Origin of the sequence: Phytohabitans kaempferiae (assembly GCF_042433955.1) — a bacterium.
GTDB lineage: Bacteria > Actinomycetota > Actinomycetes > Mycobacteriales > Micromonosporaceae > Phytohabitans > Phytohabitans kaempferiae.
This window is the reverse complement of sequence record NZ_JBHLUH010000012.1, coordinates 89,376-106,708: the sequence shown is the minus strand read 5'-3', so window position 1 is coordinate 106,708 and position 17,333 is coordinate 89,376. Positions and strand designations below refer to the sequence as shown.

Below are 17,333 nucleotides of genomic sequence, written 5' to 3'. Positions count from 1 at the left end.
GTGGCGGCGATCTGTGTCTTCTGCGCCTCGTCCCGCAAGCTGGAGAAGCGGTGGCTCGACCTCGCCGACGAGACCGGCCGGGAGATCGCCCGGCGTGACCACACGCTGGTCTCCGGCGGTGGCTGCGTCGGCATGATGGGCTCGGTGGCCGACGGCGCCCGGGCCGGCGGCGCGTACACGCTGGGCGTGATCCCGCAGTCGCTGGTCGACCGCGAGATCGCGGACACCGCGGCGGACGAGTTGGTGGTCACCGACGGCATGCTCAGCCGCAAGGCACTGATGATCGAAAAGTCGGACGCGTTCCTCACCCTTCCGGGCGGACTCGGCACGCTCGACGAGCTTTTCGAGGTGTGGACGACCGCGATGCTCGGGATGCACCGCAAGCCGATCGCGCTGGTCAACTGCGACGGCTTCTACACCGGGCTCGTGGAGTGGCTGCGCGGCTTGGCGCTGACCTCGTTCGCCCGGGTCGACGCACTCGACCTGCTGATCGTCGCGGACACGGTGCCGGCGGCGCTCGACGAGATCGAGGCGCGGCTGGGATAGGCGCCACCTGCTGTGGCGGGTGGGGCGTTGTCGTACCGGCGTGGTTCGATGAGCCTCGTGCAGGCGTACCGGTTGGTCCGCCGGCCGGCCGAGGCCGTGCCGGAGCGGCTCGAAGACCCGTTGCAGGGGCATGTCGTGGGGCACACCGACGGGCCGTTGCTGGTGCTCGGGGGCCCCGGCACGGGCAAGACCGGCACGCTGGTCGAGGCGGTCGCCGCGCGGGTCGACGAGGGCACCGACCCGGAGCGGATCCTGGTGCTGACGTTCGGGCGCCGCTCGGCCACCGCGCTCCGCGAGCGGATCGAGGCGCGGATCGCCGGGCCACGCGCGGGCGAGGCGAGCGGTGACGGGCGGGTCGAGGCACCGGTCGCCGGGGCACGCGCGGGCGGGGCGCGCCGCGACGGTCGGGTCGAGGTGCCGGTCGCCGGGGCGCACGCGGGCGGGGCGCGCCGCGACGGTCGGGTCGTGCACGAGCCGCTGGTGCGCACGTTCCACGCCTACGCGTTCGGCCTGCTCCGCCGGTCCGCCGCCGAGCGCGGCGAGCCCTCGCCCCGGCTGCTCACCGGTCCGGAGCAGGATCTGGTCATCCGCGAGCTGCTCGAAGAGGCCGAGGAGAAGTGGCCGCCCGCGCTGCGGCCGGCGCTGCCCACGCGGGCGTTCGCCCAGCAGTTGCGCGACCTGCTCCAGCGGGCCGCCGAGCGGGGCGTCGGCCCGGCACAGCTCGCCGAGCTGGGCGAGCGGCTGGGCCGCCCCGACTGGCCGGCCGCCGCGCGCTTCCTCCGGGAGTACATCGCGGTGCTCGCCCTCCGCGACGCCACCACGCGAGGCTCGGTCGGCTTCGACCCGGCCGAGCTGATCCGGGCCGCCGCCGGGCTGCTCGCCGACGACCCCGCGCTGCTCGAGGCGGAGCGTCACCGGTTGGCCTACGTCTACGTCGACGAGCTCGCCGACACCGACCCGGCCCAGCTCGACCTGCTCTCGCTGGTGGCCGGTGGGGGCAAGCCGCTGGTGGCGTTCGCCGATCCCGACTCGTCGACGTTCGCCTTCCGGGGCGCCGACCCGACCGGCGTGACCACGTTCACGCACCGGTTCCGCACCGTGTCCGGGGCCGTCGCGCCGACCGTCACGCTGCACAGCAACTACCGCACCGGCGGCGAGCTGCTGGCGGCGACCGGGCGCCTCGCGCGGCGGCTGCGCGGGCCGGCGGGGCATCGGCGGCAGACGCCGGCGGCCACCGACATCACCGCCACCGTCGAGGTCCGGAGCTTCCGGTCGGGCACGAGCGAGTCCGGATACGTGGCACACAGGCTGCGCCAAGCCCACCTGCTCGACGGCGTGCCGTGGTCGCGCATGGCGGTGCTCGTCCGCTCCACGCACCTCCAGCTCGCGCCCCTCCAGCGGGCGCTGCACGCGGCCGGCATCCCGACCGTGACCCAGGCGGAGGATCTGCCGCTGCACCTCCAGCCGGCGGTGGCGCCGTTCCTGCTGCTCCTGCGGTGTGCGCTGGAGCCCGAGCGGCTCGAGGAGGAGGCAGCGGTCGCGCTGCTCCACTCGCCCCTCGGCGGCATCGACCCGCTGGGCGAGCGGCGGCTGCGGCAGGGGCTACGGGCGCTCGCACTGGCCGCCGACGATCCCCGCCCCTCGGGCGAGCTGCTGGTCGACGCGCTGCGCGAGCCCGCCGAGCTGGTCGCGATCGAGCGGCGGTGGGCCGCGCCGGCCAAGAGCATCGCGGGCCTGCTGGCGACCGCGCGGGAGGCGGCCGGCGCACCGGGCGCCACCGTCGAAGACGTGCTGTGGTCGGTGTGGCGGGCGAGTGGCATGGCCGAGCGGTGGTACGGGCTGACCGCCCGCTCCGGCCCGGTCGGCGACCCGGGCGAGGAGCGCGGCCTCCAGTGGCGGGGCGTGGCGGCCGACCGCGACCTCGACGCGATCGTGGCGCTCTTCGACACCGCGGCCCGCTTCGTCGATCGGCTGCCCGGCGCCCGCACCGAGGTCTTCCTCGACCACGTTTTCGGGCAGCAGCTTCCGGCCGACACGATCGCGCCGAGCGCCGACCGGGGGCAGGCGGTGCGGCTGCTCACCGCACACGCGGCCAAGGGCCTGGAGTGGGATGTCGTGGTCGTCGCCGGCGTTCAGGAGGGGATCTGGCCCGACCTGCGCCTGCGCGGCAGCCTGCTCGGCTCCGAGCGGCTGGTCGACGTGCTCGCCGGGCGGGCCGAGGGAGCCGGCGTCGCGGCCTCGCTGGTCGGGCAGACCTCGGCGCTGCTCGACGAGGAGCGGCGGCTCTTCTACGTCGCGGCCACGCGCGCCCGGCGGCGGCTGCTGGTGACCGCGGTGGCGTCGGCGGCGGTCGGCGGCAGCGATCACGAGGAGCAGCCGAGCCGCTTCCTCGCCGAGCTGCTGCCGCCCGCCGAAGAGTCCGATGTGGAGGCCGCCGCCCCGGGGCCGGTCGAGGTGCCGGTCGGGCGGCTGCCCCGGGCGCTCACGCTGCCCGCGCTGGTGGCCGAGCTGCGCACCGCCGTCACCGATCCGGCCGCGCCGGAGCCGCGCAAGCGTGCCGCCGCGGCCCAGCTCGCCCGCCTGGCCCTCGCCGGTGTGCCCGGTGCCCATCCACACGACTGGTGGGGGCTGCGCGAGCTATCCGACGACCGCCCGCTGGTCGACGAGGGCGAGCCGGTGAAGGTCACGCCGTCCACTATGGAGAGTGCGCTGCGGTGCAGCCTGCGGTGGCTGCTGGAGCGGCACGGCGGCGGCGCCCCGCCCAGCCCCGCGCAGGGCGTGGGCAATCTCGTGCACGCGGCGGCCATGCTCGCCGAAGACGCGGCCGTCGACCGTGAGCAGCTGGTGGAGTACATAACGGGCCGGTTCGACGCGATCGAGCTGGCCGCGCAGTGGCTGGCCGGTGCCGAGCGGTCGCGCGCCGAGACGATGGTCGACAAGCTGCTGCGGTGGCTGGCGACCAATCCGCGGCGGCTGCTCGCGATCGAGCAGGAGTTCGCGGTGCGGCTGGCCGACCCGCTCCGCCCGATCGACCTCACCGGGCGGGTCGACCGGCTTGAGGTAGACGGGTCCGGGCGGCTCGTCGTGATCGACCTCAAGACCGGCAAGAGCGCGACGGTCACCGAGGCCGAACTGGCCGAGCATCCGCAGCTCGCGGCTTACCAGGCGGCGGTGGAGGCGGGGGCGTTCGCGGAGCACGGCGACGAGGCCGGCGGCGCCGCGCTCGTGCAGCTTGGCACGAGCACCAAGGAGGCCAAGGAGCAGAGCCAGGCCGCGCTCGGCGAGGGCGAGGAGTCGGGCTGGGCCGGCGCGCTCGTGCGGCGCACCGCCGACACCATGGCCGCCTCGACCTTCCACGCCGTGGCCAACTCGCGGTGCCGCGTGTGCCCCGTCCGCACGAGCTGCCCGATCTCCGGCAAGGGACGGCAGGTGGTGGAGCCGTGATCCCGCTCTCTACCCGTGGTCGTGCTGGGGTCGGCGCCTTTGTCGGCTCTGCTTCCGGCGGTGACGCCTTTGTCGGCTCTGCTTCCGGCGGTGACGCCTTGATCGGCCTGGTTTCGGCGGTGACGCCTTGATCGAGTTGTTTCCGGTTACGCAGCAGGCCGCGGCCGGTCCGCGATACACGCCGCATGAGCTGGCGACGATGCTCCACCTGCACCCGCCGACACCGGAGCAGGCCGCGATCATCTCGGCGCCGGTCGAGCCGCTCCTCGTCGTGGCGGGCGCCGGGTCCGGCAAGACCGAGACGATGGCCGCCCGCGTGCTGTGGCTCGTCGCCAACGGATACGCGAGCCCGGAGCAGGTGCTCGGCCTCACGTTCACCCGCAAGGCGGCCGGCGAGCTGGCCCACCGCGTACGCACGCGGCTCGGCCAGCTCGTGCGCCGCCTCGGCCGCGAGGAGCTGCTGGCCGGCGAGCCGACCGTCGCCACCTACCACTCGTACGCCGCCCGGATCGTGGTCGAACACGGCCTGCGCGCCGGATACGAGCCGTCGGCCCGGTTGCTCACCGAGGCGTCCCGGTGGCAGATCGTCGACCTGCTGGTGCGTAACTACAAGGGCGACATGTCCGACGTGCCGTTCGCACCGTCCACTGTGACCGACGCGGTGCTCCAGCTCGCCGGCGAGCTGGCCGAGCACCTGGTCTCCACCGACGATCTGGCCGCCTGGACCGGGCGCTTCTTCGCCGACGTGCAGTCGCGGCCAGGCAAGGTGGCCGCGGCGGTGCGTGACGCACTCGCCCGCCAGCAGGTGCGACTCAAGCTGCTGCCGCTCGTGCGGGCGTACGAGCAGCGCAAGGAAGCCTTCGAGGCGATGGACTTCGGCGACCAGATGGCGCGCGCGGCAATCGTCGCCCGCGACTACCCCGAGGTCGGCATCATCGAGCGGGAGCGCTACAAGGTGGTGCTGCTCGACGAATACCAGGACACGAGCCACGCCCAGGTGGTGCTGCTGCGTTCACTCTTTGCCGGAGGCGGGCAAGACAAGCTCAGCGGGCAGGGGCATCCGGTGGCCGCGGTCGGCGACCCGTGCCAGTCCATCTACGGCTGGCGCGGGGCGAGCGCGGGCACGCTGGAGCGCTTCGCGACCGAGTTTGGCGGGGCGGAGCGGTCGCTCACCACGAGCTGGCGCAACCGGCCCGAGGTGCTGGGCGTGGCCAACGCGCTCTCCACCCCGCTGCGCGCGGCCGGCGCCAAGGTGGCCGAGCTGACCGCCGCGGCCCGCGTCGACGCCCGGATCGGGGGCGCGGCCGTCCACTGTGCACTGTTGGAGTCGTTTGCCGGCGAGGCGGAGTGGATCGCCGAGAGCATGGTCAAGGCATGGCGGGCCGCCGCCGGCCAGCCCGAGGCGCTGCCCGAGCAGATCCCGGTCGAGCAGCGGCCCACCAGCGCCGTACTCGTGCGGCTGCGCAGCCAGATCCCGGCGATCGAGGCGGCACTGCGGGCGCGCGGCGTGCCGGTCGAGGTGGTGGGCCTCGGCGGGCTGCTCGACACCGCCGAGGTGCGCGACGTGGTGTGCACGCTGCGGGTACTCGCCGACCCCACCGACGGCGCCTCGCTGCTGCGGCTGCTCACCGGCGCGCGCTGGCGGATCGGGCCGCGCGATCTCGTCGCCCTGTATCGCCGCTCGCGCGCCATCGCCGCCGCCCGACGCGGCCTGGCACCGGTGCCCGAGGAGCCGGAGATCGTGCCCGACCGCCTCGACGAGTCGAGCCTGGTCGAGGCGCTCGCCGATCCGGGGCCCGCGCAGGCGTACTCCGCGGAGGGCTACGCGCGGCTCCGTGCGTACGGCCGGGAACTGGCCCTCCTCCGCCACCGCCTCGACCAGCCGCTGCCCGACCTGATCTCCGATGTGGAGCGGACCACCGGGCTCGACGTGGAGGTGTCCGTGCGCGCGGGCGCCGACGCCGGGCTGGCGCGGGGCCACCTCGACGCGCTGGGCGACGTGGCGGCCCGCTTCGTGCGTGACACCGACGGCGGCACGCTCGGCGGCTTCCTGGCGTTTCTGGCGGCGGCCGAAGACGAGGAGCGCGGGCTGTCGCCGGGCGAGGTCGACGTGGTCGAGGGCGCCGTGCAGATCCTCACCGCCCACGCGGCCAAGGGCCTGGAGTGGGACGTGGTGGCGGTCGCCGGCCTGACCAGGGGCGTGTGGCCGGGGCCGGTGCGCGCCTCCGACCACTACCTCAAGGGGCTGGGCGTGCTCCCCTTCCCACTGCGCGGCGACGCCGGTGGGCTGCCCCGGCTCGCCTTGGCGGATGCGGCCGACCAGCGCGAGGTGGCCGCGGCGGTGGAGGCGTTCAACGAGGAGTGGGCGGCGCACGACGAGCGCGAGGAGCGACGCCTGGCCTACGTGGCGGTGACCCGCCCGCGCCGGCTGCTGCTCTGCTCGGGCTACTGGTGGGGCGAGGGCGTGAAGAAGCCGCGCGGGCCGTCGGTGTTTCTCACCGAGATCCGCGACCAGTGCCTGGCGGGCAGCGGCGCGGTGGTGGCCTGGGAGCCTGAGCCGACGCCCGACACCACCAACCCGACCTCCGAGGTGGTGGCGACGGCGGAGTGGCCCGCCGACCCGCTCGGCCCTCGTCGCCCGGAGATGACCAGGGCGGCCGCGCTGGTGCGCCAGATGATGGCCGCGCAGGTGGACGGCGCTCCAGCCGCGCCTTCCGCTCCAGCCGTGCCTTCCGCTCCGGCTGTGCCGGCGGCCTCCGGCTCGCCTGGGGCCGGTGCCGCCACTGACGCGGCTCCTGGCTCCGCGGCTTTCGGCTCGCCCGATGCCGGCGCCGCCGCTCAGGCCGCCGCGTCCGCTCAGGCGGCCGCGTCCGCTCAGTCCGCTGGCTCCGCTCTGCCCGATGCATCCGTCGAGCCCGGCCAAGCGCGCGCGGAGGAAAGCGACGACCTCGACCCGCAGGCGGCCGGCTGGGCATACGAGGTCGACATGCTCCTCGCCGAACGCGACCGGCTGGCCCGCCGCGACGAGCCCACGCAGATCGCCCTCCCCGGCCACCTGTCGGTGTCGCAGCTCGTCACGCTCCGCCGCGACCCGCAGGGGCTGGCCCGGCAGTTGCGCCGCCCGATGCCGTCGCGCCCCGACCCGTACTCCCGCCGGGGCACGGCCTTTCACCTCTGGCTGGAGCAGCGGTTTGGCGCGGGCCGCCTGCTCGACGTCGACGAGCTGCCCGGTGCCGCCGACGAAGACGCGGCGCCGGACGAGGCGCTGGCCGAGTTGCAGGGGCGCTTCCTGACGAGTGAGTGGGCCGACCGCACGCCGGTGGAGGTGGAGGTGCCCTTCGCCACGGTGATCGCCGGCGTTGTCGTACGCGGGCGGATGGACGCGGTCTTCGCCGACCCGGGCGGGCGCTACGACGTGGTCGACTGGAAGACCGGCCGCCAACCGTCCGGTGTGGAGGCCCAGGCGGCGGCGGTGCAGCTGGCCGCGTATCGCCTCGCCTGGGCCGACCTGGCCGGCGTGCCGGTCGAGCACGTGCGGGCCGCCTTCCACTACGTGCGCGAGGGCGTGACCGTGCGTCCCGCCGACCTGCTCGACGCGGCCGGGCTGGCCGCGCTGCTCACCTCGGTGCCGCTGGGAGACGCGCGATGAGGAAGATCGAGGTCGCGGAGCGGCGGGCCCGGCTCGCCCAGCGGCACCACCTGGCGCCCGGCGCGGTCGCCGCAGACCCGACCGAGGCGGCCCGCGGTGTGGTGGCGCTGCACTCGACCGACCCCGCTTCGGTATTCCTCTCCCTGCACGCGCGCACCGCCCCGCGCCTGGCAACGCCCGATAGCCAGGCCGCCGCGCCCCGCCAGGCAACGCCAGGCCGGCAGGAGGCCGCGCCGCGCGCTGACGGTGCCAGTGCCCAAGGCGGAGCGAAGCGGACGCCCGCCGACCCGGCGGCGTCGAGCGTGGCGGAGATCGAGCACGCGCTCTACGAAGAGCGGTCGCTGGTGCGGATGCTCGGCATGCGACGCACGATGTTTGTCGTGCCGGTCGAGCTGGCACCGATCATCCAGGCGTCGACGACCGACGCGATCGCGGTGGTGCAGCGGCGGCGATACACGCAGATCATCACGGATGCCGGGGTCGGTGACGGCCCCTGGCTGAAGGAGGTCGAGGAGGCCACGTTGCGTGCGCTCGTCGCCCGTGGGGAGGCGACCGGCGCGGAGCTCTCGGCCGACGAGCCGCGGCTGCGCACGCAGGTGGTGATGGCGGCGGGCAAACCCTACGAGGGCAAGACCAACATCACGACCTGGGTCCTCTTTCTCCTCGCCGCGGATGGCCGGATCGTGCGCGGTCGCCCGCGCGGCTCCTGGATCAGCAGCCAGTATCGGTGGTCGCCGGTCGAGGCGTGGCTGCCCGGCGGCATGCCGCAGGTGCCGGCCGAGGAGGCGCGCGCCGTGCTGGTGCGGCGGTGGCTCGCCGCCTACGGACCGGGGACGGCCGCCGACATCAAGTGGTGGACCGGCTGGACCGCCGGCCAGGTCAAGCAGGCTCTCGCCGCGATCAAGCCGGTCGAGGTCGACCTGGGCGGCGCCACCGGGCTGGTGCTGCCCGACGACGCCGAGCCCGCGGCCGTGCCCGAGCCGGCTCTGTCGCTGCTCCCCGCGCTCGACCCCACGCCGATGGGGTGGCAGGAGCGCTCCTGGTATCTCGGTGAGCACGGACCCGCCCTCTTCGACCGCTCCGGCAACGTCGGCCCGACCGTGTGGTGGGACGGCCGGATCATCGGGGGCTGGGCGCAGCGGGCGAGCGGCGAGGTCGTCTGCCGGCTGCTCGAAGACGTCGGTCGCGATGTGGCCGTCGCGGTGGAGGCGAGCGCGGGCCGCCTCACCGAGTGGATCGGCAGCGTGCGGGTGACGCCTCGATTTCGCACGCCGCTCGAGCGAGAGCTGGTCGCGTGAAGCCAGCCGGTTCCATTCGTGATCCCCGTTCGTACTCATGTTCTAATTCTAAGACGACCCCCTGACAATTGATCTTGTGGTGAGGGTCGGGCGTCTCGCGCCAAGAGATAGATCTGGGCTACCGCGATGCCCGTCGTGGTCCAGGCCGCCGCTCCCGCGGCCTCGCCCTCCGCGTCCCCACGACCTGGCCCGTAGCCGTCGCGGCGAAACAGGCCCTACCTGGCGGTCTCGATCAGATGGAGGAGCGCCGCGCCGTACGCCTCGGCCGGCTCCAGTGCCGTGAACTCGTGGGTCGCGCCCAGTACCTCGATCGTCGCCCGGTAGCCGGCCCCATCTCGCTCCAGCCGCCGGAACGTACCGCCGAGCAGCTCGCGTAGCTGGTCTTCGCGGGGGAGCCAGATCGCCTCGTCCTTCTCGACGTCGTCGAGCGCCCACTCGGTGGTGCCGTTGAAGCCGATGACCTGGCCCTCGGGCAGTTCGTGCACCTCGATGGTCATGTTGCTGAGCACGAACACGTCGTCGTCCAGGTCGCGGTCCGGGATCGCGAACCGGTCGCCGGCCGCAGGCTTCCAGGTCAGCCCGGCTTCGCGCAGGCGGACCGCGAGATCGAGCGAAATCACCGTTCCATCGTGCCACCGGCGCCGCCGCGGCCCCGTCACAGCCAAGGGCGCCGGACGCGCCCATCGTCGCACCGGAGGGCAGAGCGCCCGCCACGATCGCAAAGACAATTTTGCAAAAAACTCTTTGCGGCCGTACGGTGGGGGCATGGTGGAGCCGTACTACGAGGCGAACGTCCGAAACACCGAGTCGCTGCGCGCGGTGGCGCATCCGATCCGGTCGCGGATCCTCGGCATCCTGCGTTACGAGGGGCCGGCCACCGCCTCGGAGCTGGGGCGGCGGCTCGACGAGTCGAGCGGATCGACCAGCTACCACCTGCGCCAGCTCGCCCGCTTCGGCTTTGTGGAGGAGGATCCCGAGCAGCCCAACCGGCGAGACAAGCGGTGGCGGGCCACGCACATGATCACGGCGTGGCACCGGGCCGAGCGGTCGCACGACCCGGAGTGGCGGCAGGTCAGCGACGCGCTGGAGCGGCGCCAGATGCTGCGGGCGATCGAGCACTTCCAGCGGTGGTCCGAGCGTGAGGATCGCTACGACCCGCAGTGGGCCTCCACCGGTGGCCTCTTCGACAACCTGCTGCGCCTCACCCCGTCGCAGCTCGCCAAGCTCGACCGCGACCTCATGGCGGTCGTCGACCGCTACCGCACCGATCCGCCTCCCGCCGAGCCGGGCGAGCCGGTTCGCCACGTGACGATCTACCAGCAGCTGCTGCCGTTCGAGGAGGTCCCGTTGTGATCACGGCCGCCCAGGCGCGGCGCCGCTTCCTGCTGCTCACCGGGCTGCGGTGGTCCGCCACCGGGCTGGTCATCCCGGTGCAGGTGCTCCTCTACGCCGTCCGCGGGCTCGACCTCCCCACCATCGGCCTGCTCATGGCGCTCTACTCCGGCATCGTCGTCGTGCTGGAGCTGCCCACCGGCGGCCTCGCCGACCAGCTCGGGCGGCGGTTCACGATGTTGATCGCGTTGGTGTTCCTCGTCGCTACCCCGTTGATCGCCGCGTTCGCCCAGGTCTGGTGGCACTTCGCGGTGGCCGCGGTCACGTCCGGCGTGGGGCGCGCGCTCGGCTCCGGTCCGGTCGAAGCCTGGTACGTCGACACTGTCCGCGCCGCCGACCCCACCGCCTCACTGCGCACCGGCATCTCGTGGGGCTGGGCGGTGGAGTGCGTGGGGCTCGGTGGCGCGGCGATCGTGGGCGGGGCGCTGCCGCAGTTCTTCCGTGGTCTGCCCGACGACGGCCTGATCACGCCGATCTCCGTACCCGCGCTGGCCGCCGCCGGCGTCGCGACCGTGAGTCTGGTCGCCCACGCCGTCCTGATGAAAGAGACCCGCCGGCCCGCCGCGGTCGGCGTCCGCGCCGCCGTCCGGTCCGTCCCCAGCCAGATCACCCAAGGGGTACGACTAGCGGCGCGTGACCCGGTCATCCGCCTGCTCGTCGCCCGCACCGCCGCCTTCGGGCTGGCCATCAACACGCTGGAGACGCTGGCCCCGCTCCAGTTCGCCGAGCTGCTGGGCGGTGCCGAGCGTGGCGCGGCGGCATACGGGCTGCTGGCTGCCGGCGCCTTCCTCGGCACCGCGGCGGGAGCGGTCTCGGCGCCGGCACTGTGCCGCATCCGCCCGTCGGCCCCGCTCTCGGTGGCGGCCGTCGGCACCGCACTGTCTACTGTGGCGCTGGCGGTGCTGGCGCTGACCGCGGCCGGGATCGGTGGCTTCGCGCTGGCCGCGGTGGCCTACCTGGGCGCGTACGTCCTGTCTGGACCCTCCGGCCCCCTCGCCGACGAGGCGCTGCACGAGCGGGTCAGCGAGCGGGAGCGGGCCACGATCTTCTCGGTCGCCTCGCTGGCGCTCCAGTTGGGCGGCTTCGTCGGCGCGCTCGCCATCTCGCGGCTGGCCGCCTCGGCCGGATACGAGTACGGCTGGCTCGCCGCCGCGCTGGCACTCGCCGGTGCCGTCATCGTCACTGTGCGTGCCGGGCGCGCCTCCCGGGCCGTCGCGTCCACTCGGGAAACAGTGAGCACGCTCCGTTAAACCGGGAGTTCACCTTTTTGCGTCCGATGGGCGACTGTATCGAGACGCCACTTGCCCGATCCTGTTCTATAAGGGATTGGGGGAGAGGGTGATCATGACCGAAGCGGGCGCGGGGGCGCTGCGCGAGTTTCTCGTCGTGCTGGCGCTCGCCCTGGTCGGCCTGTTACTCGCCGTGTTGGCGGCGTTCGCTCCGTGGTATGCGTCGCCCGCCGACGCCGGGGGCGGCGCGGTGGTCGAGATGCACTCTCCGCAGCGGCCCGCTCCGGGCAGCCGAGGAGTGGCGGTCGACGCGGGCTGAGCCCACGGCGCGCGATGGGGCCGTGGTGGTGTTCACTGGAAGGCATGCCTGCCAACACTGACCCGCGGCCGTGGGGCGCGGGCACGGTGACCAGGATGGGGACGCCGGTGCTACCGCCACCGACCGCCCCGCCACCGCTGGCGCCCCCGCCCGACCCGGGGCGGGAGCGGCGCCGGCTGCTGTGGTTCGCCGGTGCGGCCGGCGGCATGCTGGTGATCGGCTTGGCCGTGGTGCTCGCATTCACACTGTCGGGCGGCGCCGACCCGTTCGGCGACAAGCCGGCCGGCCCCTCCGATGTGCGCCCGCCGTTGGCCCGCGCCTGCCCCGCGCCGACCGGGCTCACCGAGCCGCAGCCGGTCGACCCCGGCCCGCCGCCGAGCGGGCCGCGCACTGTCGACGCGGAGGCCGGCATCTCGTACGCGGCGTACGGCGCGCCCTGGGAGCCGTGGCGCACCGTGTGGAGCGCCGGCACGCTCGAAGTGCCGTACAAGACCGGGCAGCACTTCGTCACCGAGCTCTACTCCGGCGGCTCCTACCACGCCTCGATCCTCTCCGCCGCCGTGCCGGCCGCCGACAACGACGCCATGGTGATCAACCTTGAGTGCGTGGGCCGCCAGGTCGCCGCCGATGCGCGCGCTGAGTACTATCCGCAGCCCACGACCATGGACCTGCACCGCGATGAGCGCACGACGCTCGGCGGGCGCCCGGCCTGGGTCACCGTCTTCCGCCTGCACTTCAGCCGCCCCGGCCTCCAGGCCAAAGACGAGCTGGCCGGCATCGCGGTGATCGACGTGGGCAAGCCGACCGCCGCCGTGCTGTACGTGTCGATCCCCGGGACCCACCGCCAGTACGACCACGTGGTCGACGACGTCCTCAAGTCGGTGCGCACCACCTGACCGGCGCCGGTCGGGGCTTCTACGACACCACGCGCACCGGGTCGCCGACCGCGATCTCGCCGAGCGTCCGCGGGACCAGCTGGATGCCGAACCAGGCCCAGCCGTCCCACCGCCGGTGCCGCGCGAGCGTGCGGATCGGCTCCTTGCCGCCCTCGCGGCTCTCCGGGTCGATCGTGGTCATCACGCACCGGCCGCATGGCCCGGCGACCCGGAAGTCGACCGCCCCGATGCGCAGCCCTTTCCAACCGTCCTCCGCGAACGCGGGCGCGCCGTCCAGCACCACATTGGCCCGGAAGCGGCCCACGTCCAGCGGCTCGGGCGGCTCCTCACCACGTTCGACCGCGCTCTGCCCGATCCAGTCGTCGAGGCGGCGCAGCGAGCCGAGCGAGACGAGGTGGACCGGGGCGGTGTCGCCGAGCTGGTAGACGTCGCCGGGCTGCCCGCCGACATCCGGTGGCACGGCGCGTGCGGTCGGGTCGGCCAGCCACACGAGGCGCAGCGGGCGGCCGAGCGTCGTGGTCAGCCACTCGTCCGCCGCCGCGCCGCCGGCCGCCGCAAGATCAAGGTTCAAGAACTTCACGGGTACGGTGTGCGCCGGCTCGGGCGGCGGCACCGCGAGATCGGGCGCGCCGGGCGCGGTGAGCAGGAGGCCGCCCTCGGGCGTGGCCGAGGCGGTGACGGTAAAGAGGGCGCGGCAGTGCCGGGCGGTGACCGGCTCGCCGTCCGGTGCGACCACGGCCCACCGGCGGTCGCCGGCCAGTCCCCATGGCTCGACCCGAGCCCGGTCGACCGTCCGGCCGCGTGTGGACTTCACCGGATAGAGGCTTATCGCGACAACGCGCACCGCCCAACAGTCTCACGCTGCGAGGCTTCACAACCGCCCCGGCCGGTGACGCGCTAGTGTCGCCGTGTGGCGCGCAGACCCAAAATCCCAGCGACGAAGTACCCGGTGGAGCGGCACACGCTCGACAACGGCCTGAGGGTGGTGCTGGCGCCCGATCGCAGCGCACCGGTGATCGGTGTCGCGGTGGTGTACGACGTGGGCATCCGCTCCGAGCCCGAGGGGCGCACCGGCTTTGCCCACCTCTTCGAGCACCTCATGTTCCAGGGCTCGAAAAACCTGGAGAAGCTGGCGCACTTCAGGCACGTCCAGGGCTCGGGGGGCACGTTCAACGGCTCGACCCACCTGGACTACACCGACTACTACGAGACCCTCCCGGCCAACGCGCTGGAGCGGGCGCTCTTCCTCGAAGCCGACCGCATGCGCGGACCGCGGCTGACCGAGGAAAACCTCCGCAACCAGGTCGACGTGGTCAAGGAGGAGATCCGGGTCAACGTGCTCAACCGGCCGTACGGTGGCTTTCCCTGGCTGAAGCTCCCGCCGGTCATGTTCGACACGTTCCCCAACGCGCACGACGGCTACGGCTCCTTCGACGACCTGGAGAGCGCCACGGTCGCCGACGCCGCCGAGTTCTTCAAGCGCTACTACGCCAGCGGCAACGCGGTCCTCACGGTCGCCGGTGACCTTGACGTCGCCGAGACGCTGGCGATGATCGAGCGGCACTTCGGCGACGTGCCGGCCCGCCCCGCGCCGGAGCGGCCGAGCTTCGCCGAGCCCGATCTGGCCGCCGAGCGGCGCGAGGCGTACACCGACCCGCTCGCCCCGCTCCCCGCCGTGGCGAGCGCCTGGCGCGTGCCCGACCCGATCGACGACTACACCGCCTATCTGCCGTACGTGGTGCTGGCCGAGGTGCTCACCGACGGCGAGGCGTCCCGCCTGGTCCAGCGGCTGGTGCTGCGCGACCGCACGGTCACGACGGTCGGCGGCTACCTGGGCTTCATGGGCGAGCCGTGGGAGGTGCGTGACCCCACCGCGCTGCTGCTACAGGCACATCTGCCGCCGGGCGGTGACGTCGACAAGGTGCTGCGTACGGTCGACGAGGAGCTGGATCGGCTGGCCACCGAAGGGCTGGCCGAGGGCGAGCTGGCCCGCACGCAGGCGCGGATGGGCACGCACCTGCTGCGCGACACCGACGCGGCGCTCGGCCGGGCGCTGCGCATGGCCGTACTCGAGCAGCAGCGGGGCACGCCCGAGCTGCTCAACGACCTGCCGCGCCTGGTCGGCGAGGTCACCGAGGAGCAGATCCGGCAGGCCGCGGCGGCGCTGGTGCCCCAGCGCCGGGCCACGGTCGAGGTCGTCGCGGGAGGTAACCAGTGAAGGCGCTGCCCGACCTCGGACCCACGCGGAAGCTGAAGCTGCCCAAGGAGTCGGAGCGCACGCTGCACAACGGGCTCACCGTGATCGCGATCCGCCGGCCGGCGGTGCCGCTGGTGGAGGTGCGGCTGCGCGTGCCGTTCGCCCGCGCCCACCTGGCCCGGGTGGCGCTGCTTTCCCAGACGCTCTTCTCCGGCACCGCCGACATGTCCACCGTGGAGATCGCGGCCGAGTTGCAGAAGGTCGGCGGCGGGCTGAGCGCGGGCGTCGACCCGGACCGGCTGATGGTCTCTGGCAACGGCCTGGTCACCGGCCTCGAGCGGATCCTGGAGCTGCTCGGCGAGGTGCTGAGCGGCGCGGCCTACCCCGGCGACGAGGTCGCCACCGAGCGGGAGCGGCTGGCCGACCGGATCCAGGTCGCCCAGAGCCAGCCCTCGCACCTCGCCCGGGTCGCGCTGATCAAGCGGATGTACGGCAAGCATCCGTACGCGGTGCAGACGCCCGAGGTGGGGCAGGTGCGCGCGGTCCGGCCGGCCCAGCTGCGGGCGCTGCACGGCGAGCGGCTGCACCCCGCCGGCGCCACGCTCGTGCTGGTCGGCGACATCACGCCGGAGCGGGCACTCGACACGGCCGAGCGGGTCCTCGGCACCTGGAACGGTGGGGGCAAGCACGTCGAGCTGCCGCCCACGCCGCCGCTGGAGCCGGGTCCGCTGACGCTGGTCGACCGGCCCGGGTCGGTGCAGTCCTCGCTGCGCGTGGCGCTGCCGGCCGTCGACCGTACGCACCCCGACCACGCCGCGCTCCAGCTCGCCAACCTGCTCTTCGGCGGCTACTTCTCGTCTCGGTGGGTGGAAAACATCCGCGAGGACAAGGGGTACACATACGGGCCGCACTCGGTGATCGAGCACAACGAGGCGGGCTCCTGCTTCGTGGCCGCGGCCGAGGTGGCGACCGAGGTGACCGGGCCGGCGCTGCTGGAGACCTACTACGAGCTGGGGCGCCTCGCCTCCGTCCCACCGAAGGCGGAGGAGCTGGAGCAGGCCCGCCAGTACGCGCTCGGCACGCTCCAGCTCGGCATGTCCACACAGGCTGGGCTGGCGACGCTGGCCAGCACGTACGCGGGCTCCGGGCTGCGCCTCAACCACCTGCCGGAGTACGCCGCGAAGCTGGCCGGCGCGACGCTCGACGATGTCGCGGCGGCCGGTGCCACCTACCTGGCGCCCGCGCGGGCGGCCACGGTGGTGCTCGGTGACGCCGAGCGGATCGAGGCGCCGCTGCGCGCGCTGACGGCGGTAGAGCGAGCGTGAGCCTGCCGCCGCTGGCACGCTCCACTCTGGACCGCGCGGCCCATCGCCGGCGCGACGCCGAGTGGCTGGCGGCGGCGTGGGCACGCGCTCGCGTACTCGTGGTCGACACGGTCACCGGCGGCCGGGCGCTCCTCGACGACAAGGGCGCGTTGGTGCTGCTGGACGCGAAGGAGGCGCCGGAGGTCGACGCCGAGCAGCGGATGTTCCTCGGGGTCGAGCCGGATGGCACGCCGGTGTTCGCGATCGACGCGCCGCTGCCCGAGCAGCCCGGCGCCCGCGCGGTCAGCCTGCGCGACGTGGGGCACCTGCTGGGCGATCGGGACGCCGGCCTGTTCACCGCGGCCGCGGCGCTGGCGCAATGGCACGCCGGTCACCCGTACTCCTCGACGACGGGCCTGCCCACGACGGCGCACGAGGGCGGTTGGACGCGGGTCGACGAGGGCGGCACGCAGGTGTGGCCGCGCACCGATCCGGCCATGATCGTGCTGGTGCACGACGGCGTCCCCGGCCCGGAGGGCCGGTGCCTGCTCGGCAACAACGCGGCCTGGGGGCCCGGCCGTCATCTGCGGCGCTTCTCCTGCCTGGCCGGATACGTCGAGCCCGGCGAGTCGGCCGAGGCCGCGGTGATCCGGGAGGTCGTCGAGGAGGTCGGCGTCGAGGTCCGCACGATCCAGTACCAGGGCAGCCAGGCGTGGCCGTTTCCCGGCTCGCTGATGCTGGGCTTCACCGCGCTCGCCGACCCGAGCCAGCCGGTGACCGTGGATCCGACCGAGATCGCCCACGCCCGCTGGTTTACCCGTGTGGAGATCGCCGCGGTGCTCGCCGGGGAGGTGCTCGACGCCGGCGACGGGGCGCGGGTCGGTCTGCCTCCGGCCTCGTCGATCGCGCACTACCTGATCGATGGCTGGTTGACCGATGGCGCGCCCGGCGAGGCGGGCTCAGGCTCGCTCTGACGGGAGAGCCGCGGACCGGCTGGGCGTCACCAAGCCATCTCGGTCCGCGACCACCGTTGCCGCGACGATCACGGACCGAGACCGA

The 17,333-nt window shown here is 73.9% G+C and carries 13 protein-coding genes; 11 read left to right on the top strand and 2 right to left on the bottom strand.

Annotation, left to right across the window (positions count from 1 at the left end; translation table 11 throughout):
- The 4 genes from ACFFIA_RS10100 to ACFFIA_RS10085 all read left to right on the top strand — a co-directional run bounded on the left by ACFFIA_RS10100 (position 1) and on the right by ACFFIA_RS10085 (position 8,937).
- Entirely contained in the window at positions 1 to 546 is a 546-nt protein-coding gene (locus tag ACFFIA_RS10100; protein ID WP_377249018.1) for an LOG family protein, read from the top strand.
- A 48-nt stretch (positions 547 to 594) separates the two neighbouring features.
- The gene (locus ACFFIA_RS10095) at positions 595 to 3,990 is read left to right on the top strand and encodes an ATP-dependent helicase (RefSeq protein ID WP_377249015.1); all 3,396 of its coding nucleotides are present in this window, start codon (positions 595 to 597) and stop codon (positions 3,988 to 3,990) included.
- A 127-nt stretch (positions 3,991 to 4,117) separates the two neighbouring features.
- Positions 4,118 to 7,639, top strand: coding sequence for an ATP-dependent helicase (locus ACFFIA_RS10090; protein ID WP_446686962.1), 3,522 nt, complete (start codon positions 4,118 to 4,120; stop codon positions 7,637 to 7,639).
- The gene (locus ACFFIA_RS10085) at positions 7,636 to 8,937 is read left to right on the top strand and encodes a winged helix DNA-binding domain-containing protein (RefSeq protein ID WP_377249012.1); all 1,302 of its coding nucleotides are present in this window, start codon (positions 7,636 to 7,638) and stop codon (positions 8,935 to 8,937) included. Before ACFFIA_RS10090 ends, ACFFIA_RS10085 begins: the two co-directional genes overlap by 4 nt.
- Positions 8,938 to 9,152: 215 nt before the next feature.
- Here the strand turns inward: ACFFIA_RS10085 and ACFFIA_RS10080 are convergent, their stop codons facing one another.
- Entirely contained in the window at positions 9,153 to 9,557 is a 405-nt protein-coding gene (locus ACFFIA_RS10080) for a pilus assembly protein CpaE (RefSeq protein WP_377249009.1), read from the bottom strand.
- 145 nt (positions 9,558 to 9,702) lie between these two features.
- Between ACFFIA_RS10080 and ACFFIA_RS10075 the strand changes: the two genes are divergently transcribed.
- The 4 genes from ACFFIA_RS10075 (at position 9,703) to ACFFIA_RS10060 (ending at position 12,773) form a co-directional block, all read left to right on the top strand.
- Complete coding sequence (locus ACFFIA_RS10075; protein WP_377249006.1) at positions 9,703 to 10,290, top strand: helix-turn-helix domain-containing protein; 588 nt, start codon at positions 9,703 to 9,705, stop codon at positions 10,288 to 10,290.
- Positions 10,287 to 11,579 (top strand): MFS transporter, encoded by a 1,293-nt coding sequence (locus ACFFIA_RS10070; RefSeq protein WP_377249003.1) that lies wholly within the window; start codon positions 10,287 to 10,289, stop codon positions 11,577 to 11,579. The genes ACFFIA_RS10075 and ACFFIA_RS10070 overlap by 4 nt, the downstream gene beginning before the upstream one ends.
- 94 nt (positions 11,580 to 11,673) lie before the next feature.
- Complete coding sequence (locus tag ACFFIA_RS10065; RefSeq protein ID WP_377249000.1) at positions 11,674 to 11,877, top strand: hypothetical protein; 204 nt, start codon at positions 11,674 to 11,676, stop codon at positions 11,875 to 11,877.
- Positions 11,878 to 11,921: 44 nt separating this feature from the next.
- Positions 11,922 to 12,773: a hypothetical protein gene (locus ACFFIA_RS10060; protein ID WP_377248997.1), complete on the top strand. Its 852-nt coding sequence runs from the start codon at positions 11,922 to 11,924 to the stop codon at positions 12,771 to 12,773.
- Between the two features lie 19 nt (positions 12,774 to 12,792).
- On the opposite strand, the gene ACFFIA_RS10055 is transcribed toward ACFFIA_RS10060, so the two are convergent.
- Positions 12,793 to 13,617: an MOSC domain-containing protein gene (locus ACFFIA_RS10055; protein ID WP_377248994.1), complete on the bottom strand. Its 825-nt coding sequence runs from the start codon at positions 13,615 to 13,617 to the stop codon at positions 12,793 to 12,795.
- Positions 13,618 to 13,683: 66 nt separating this feature from the next.
- On the opposite strand from ACFFIA_RS10055, the gene ACFFIA_RS10050 reads away from it, so the two are divergent.
- The 3 genes from ACFFIA_RS10050 to nudC are packed head-to-tail and all read left to right on the top strand — an operon-like array spanning position 13,684 to position 17,248.
- Entirely contained in the window at positions 13,684 to 14,991 is a 1,308-nt protein-coding gene (locus ACFFIA_RS10050) for a M16 family metallopeptidase (RefSeq protein ID WP_377248991.1), read from the top strand.
- The gene (locus ACFFIA_RS10045; protein ID WP_377248988.1) at positions 14,988 to 16,295 is read left to right on the top strand and encodes a M16 family metallopeptidase; all 1,308 of its coding nucleotides are present in this window, start codon (positions 14,988 to 14,990) and stop codon (positions 16,293 to 16,295) included. Before ACFFIA_RS10050 ends, ACFFIA_RS10045 begins: the two co-directional genes overlap by 4 nt.
- Positions 16,292 to 17,248: an NAD(+) diphosphatase gene (gene nudC / locus ACFFIA_RS10040; RefSeq protein ID WP_377248985.1), complete on the top strand. Its 957-nt coding sequence runs from the start codon at positions 16,292 to 16,294 to the stop codon at positions 17,246 to 17,248. Before ACFFIA_RS10045 ends, nudC begins: the two co-directional genes overlap by 4 nt.
- Positions 17,249 to 17,333: the final 85 nt, after the last annotated feature.

Coding starts and splice junctions, on each gene's coding strand:
- ACFFIA_RS10095 (WP_377249015.1), top strand. CDS start 595: ATGAGCCTCGTGCAGGCGTACCGGTTGGTCCGCCGGCCGGCCGAGGCC.
- ACFFIA_RS10085 (WP_377249012.1), top strand. CDS start 7,636: ATGAGGAAGATCGAGGTCGCGGAGCGGCGGGCCCGGCTCGCCCAGCGG.
- ACFFIA_RS10075 (WP_377249006.1), top strand. CDS start 9,703: ATGGTGGAGCCGTACTACGAGGCGAACGTCCGAAACACCGAGTCGCTG.
- ACFFIA_RS10065 (WP_377249000.1), top strand. CDS start 11,674: ATGACCGAAGCGGGCGCGGGGGCGCTGCGCGAGTTTCTCGTCGTGCTG.
- ACFFIA_RS10060 (WP_377248997.1), top strand. CDS start 11,922: ATGCCTGCCAACACTGACCCGCGGCCGTGGGGCGCGGGCACGGTGACC.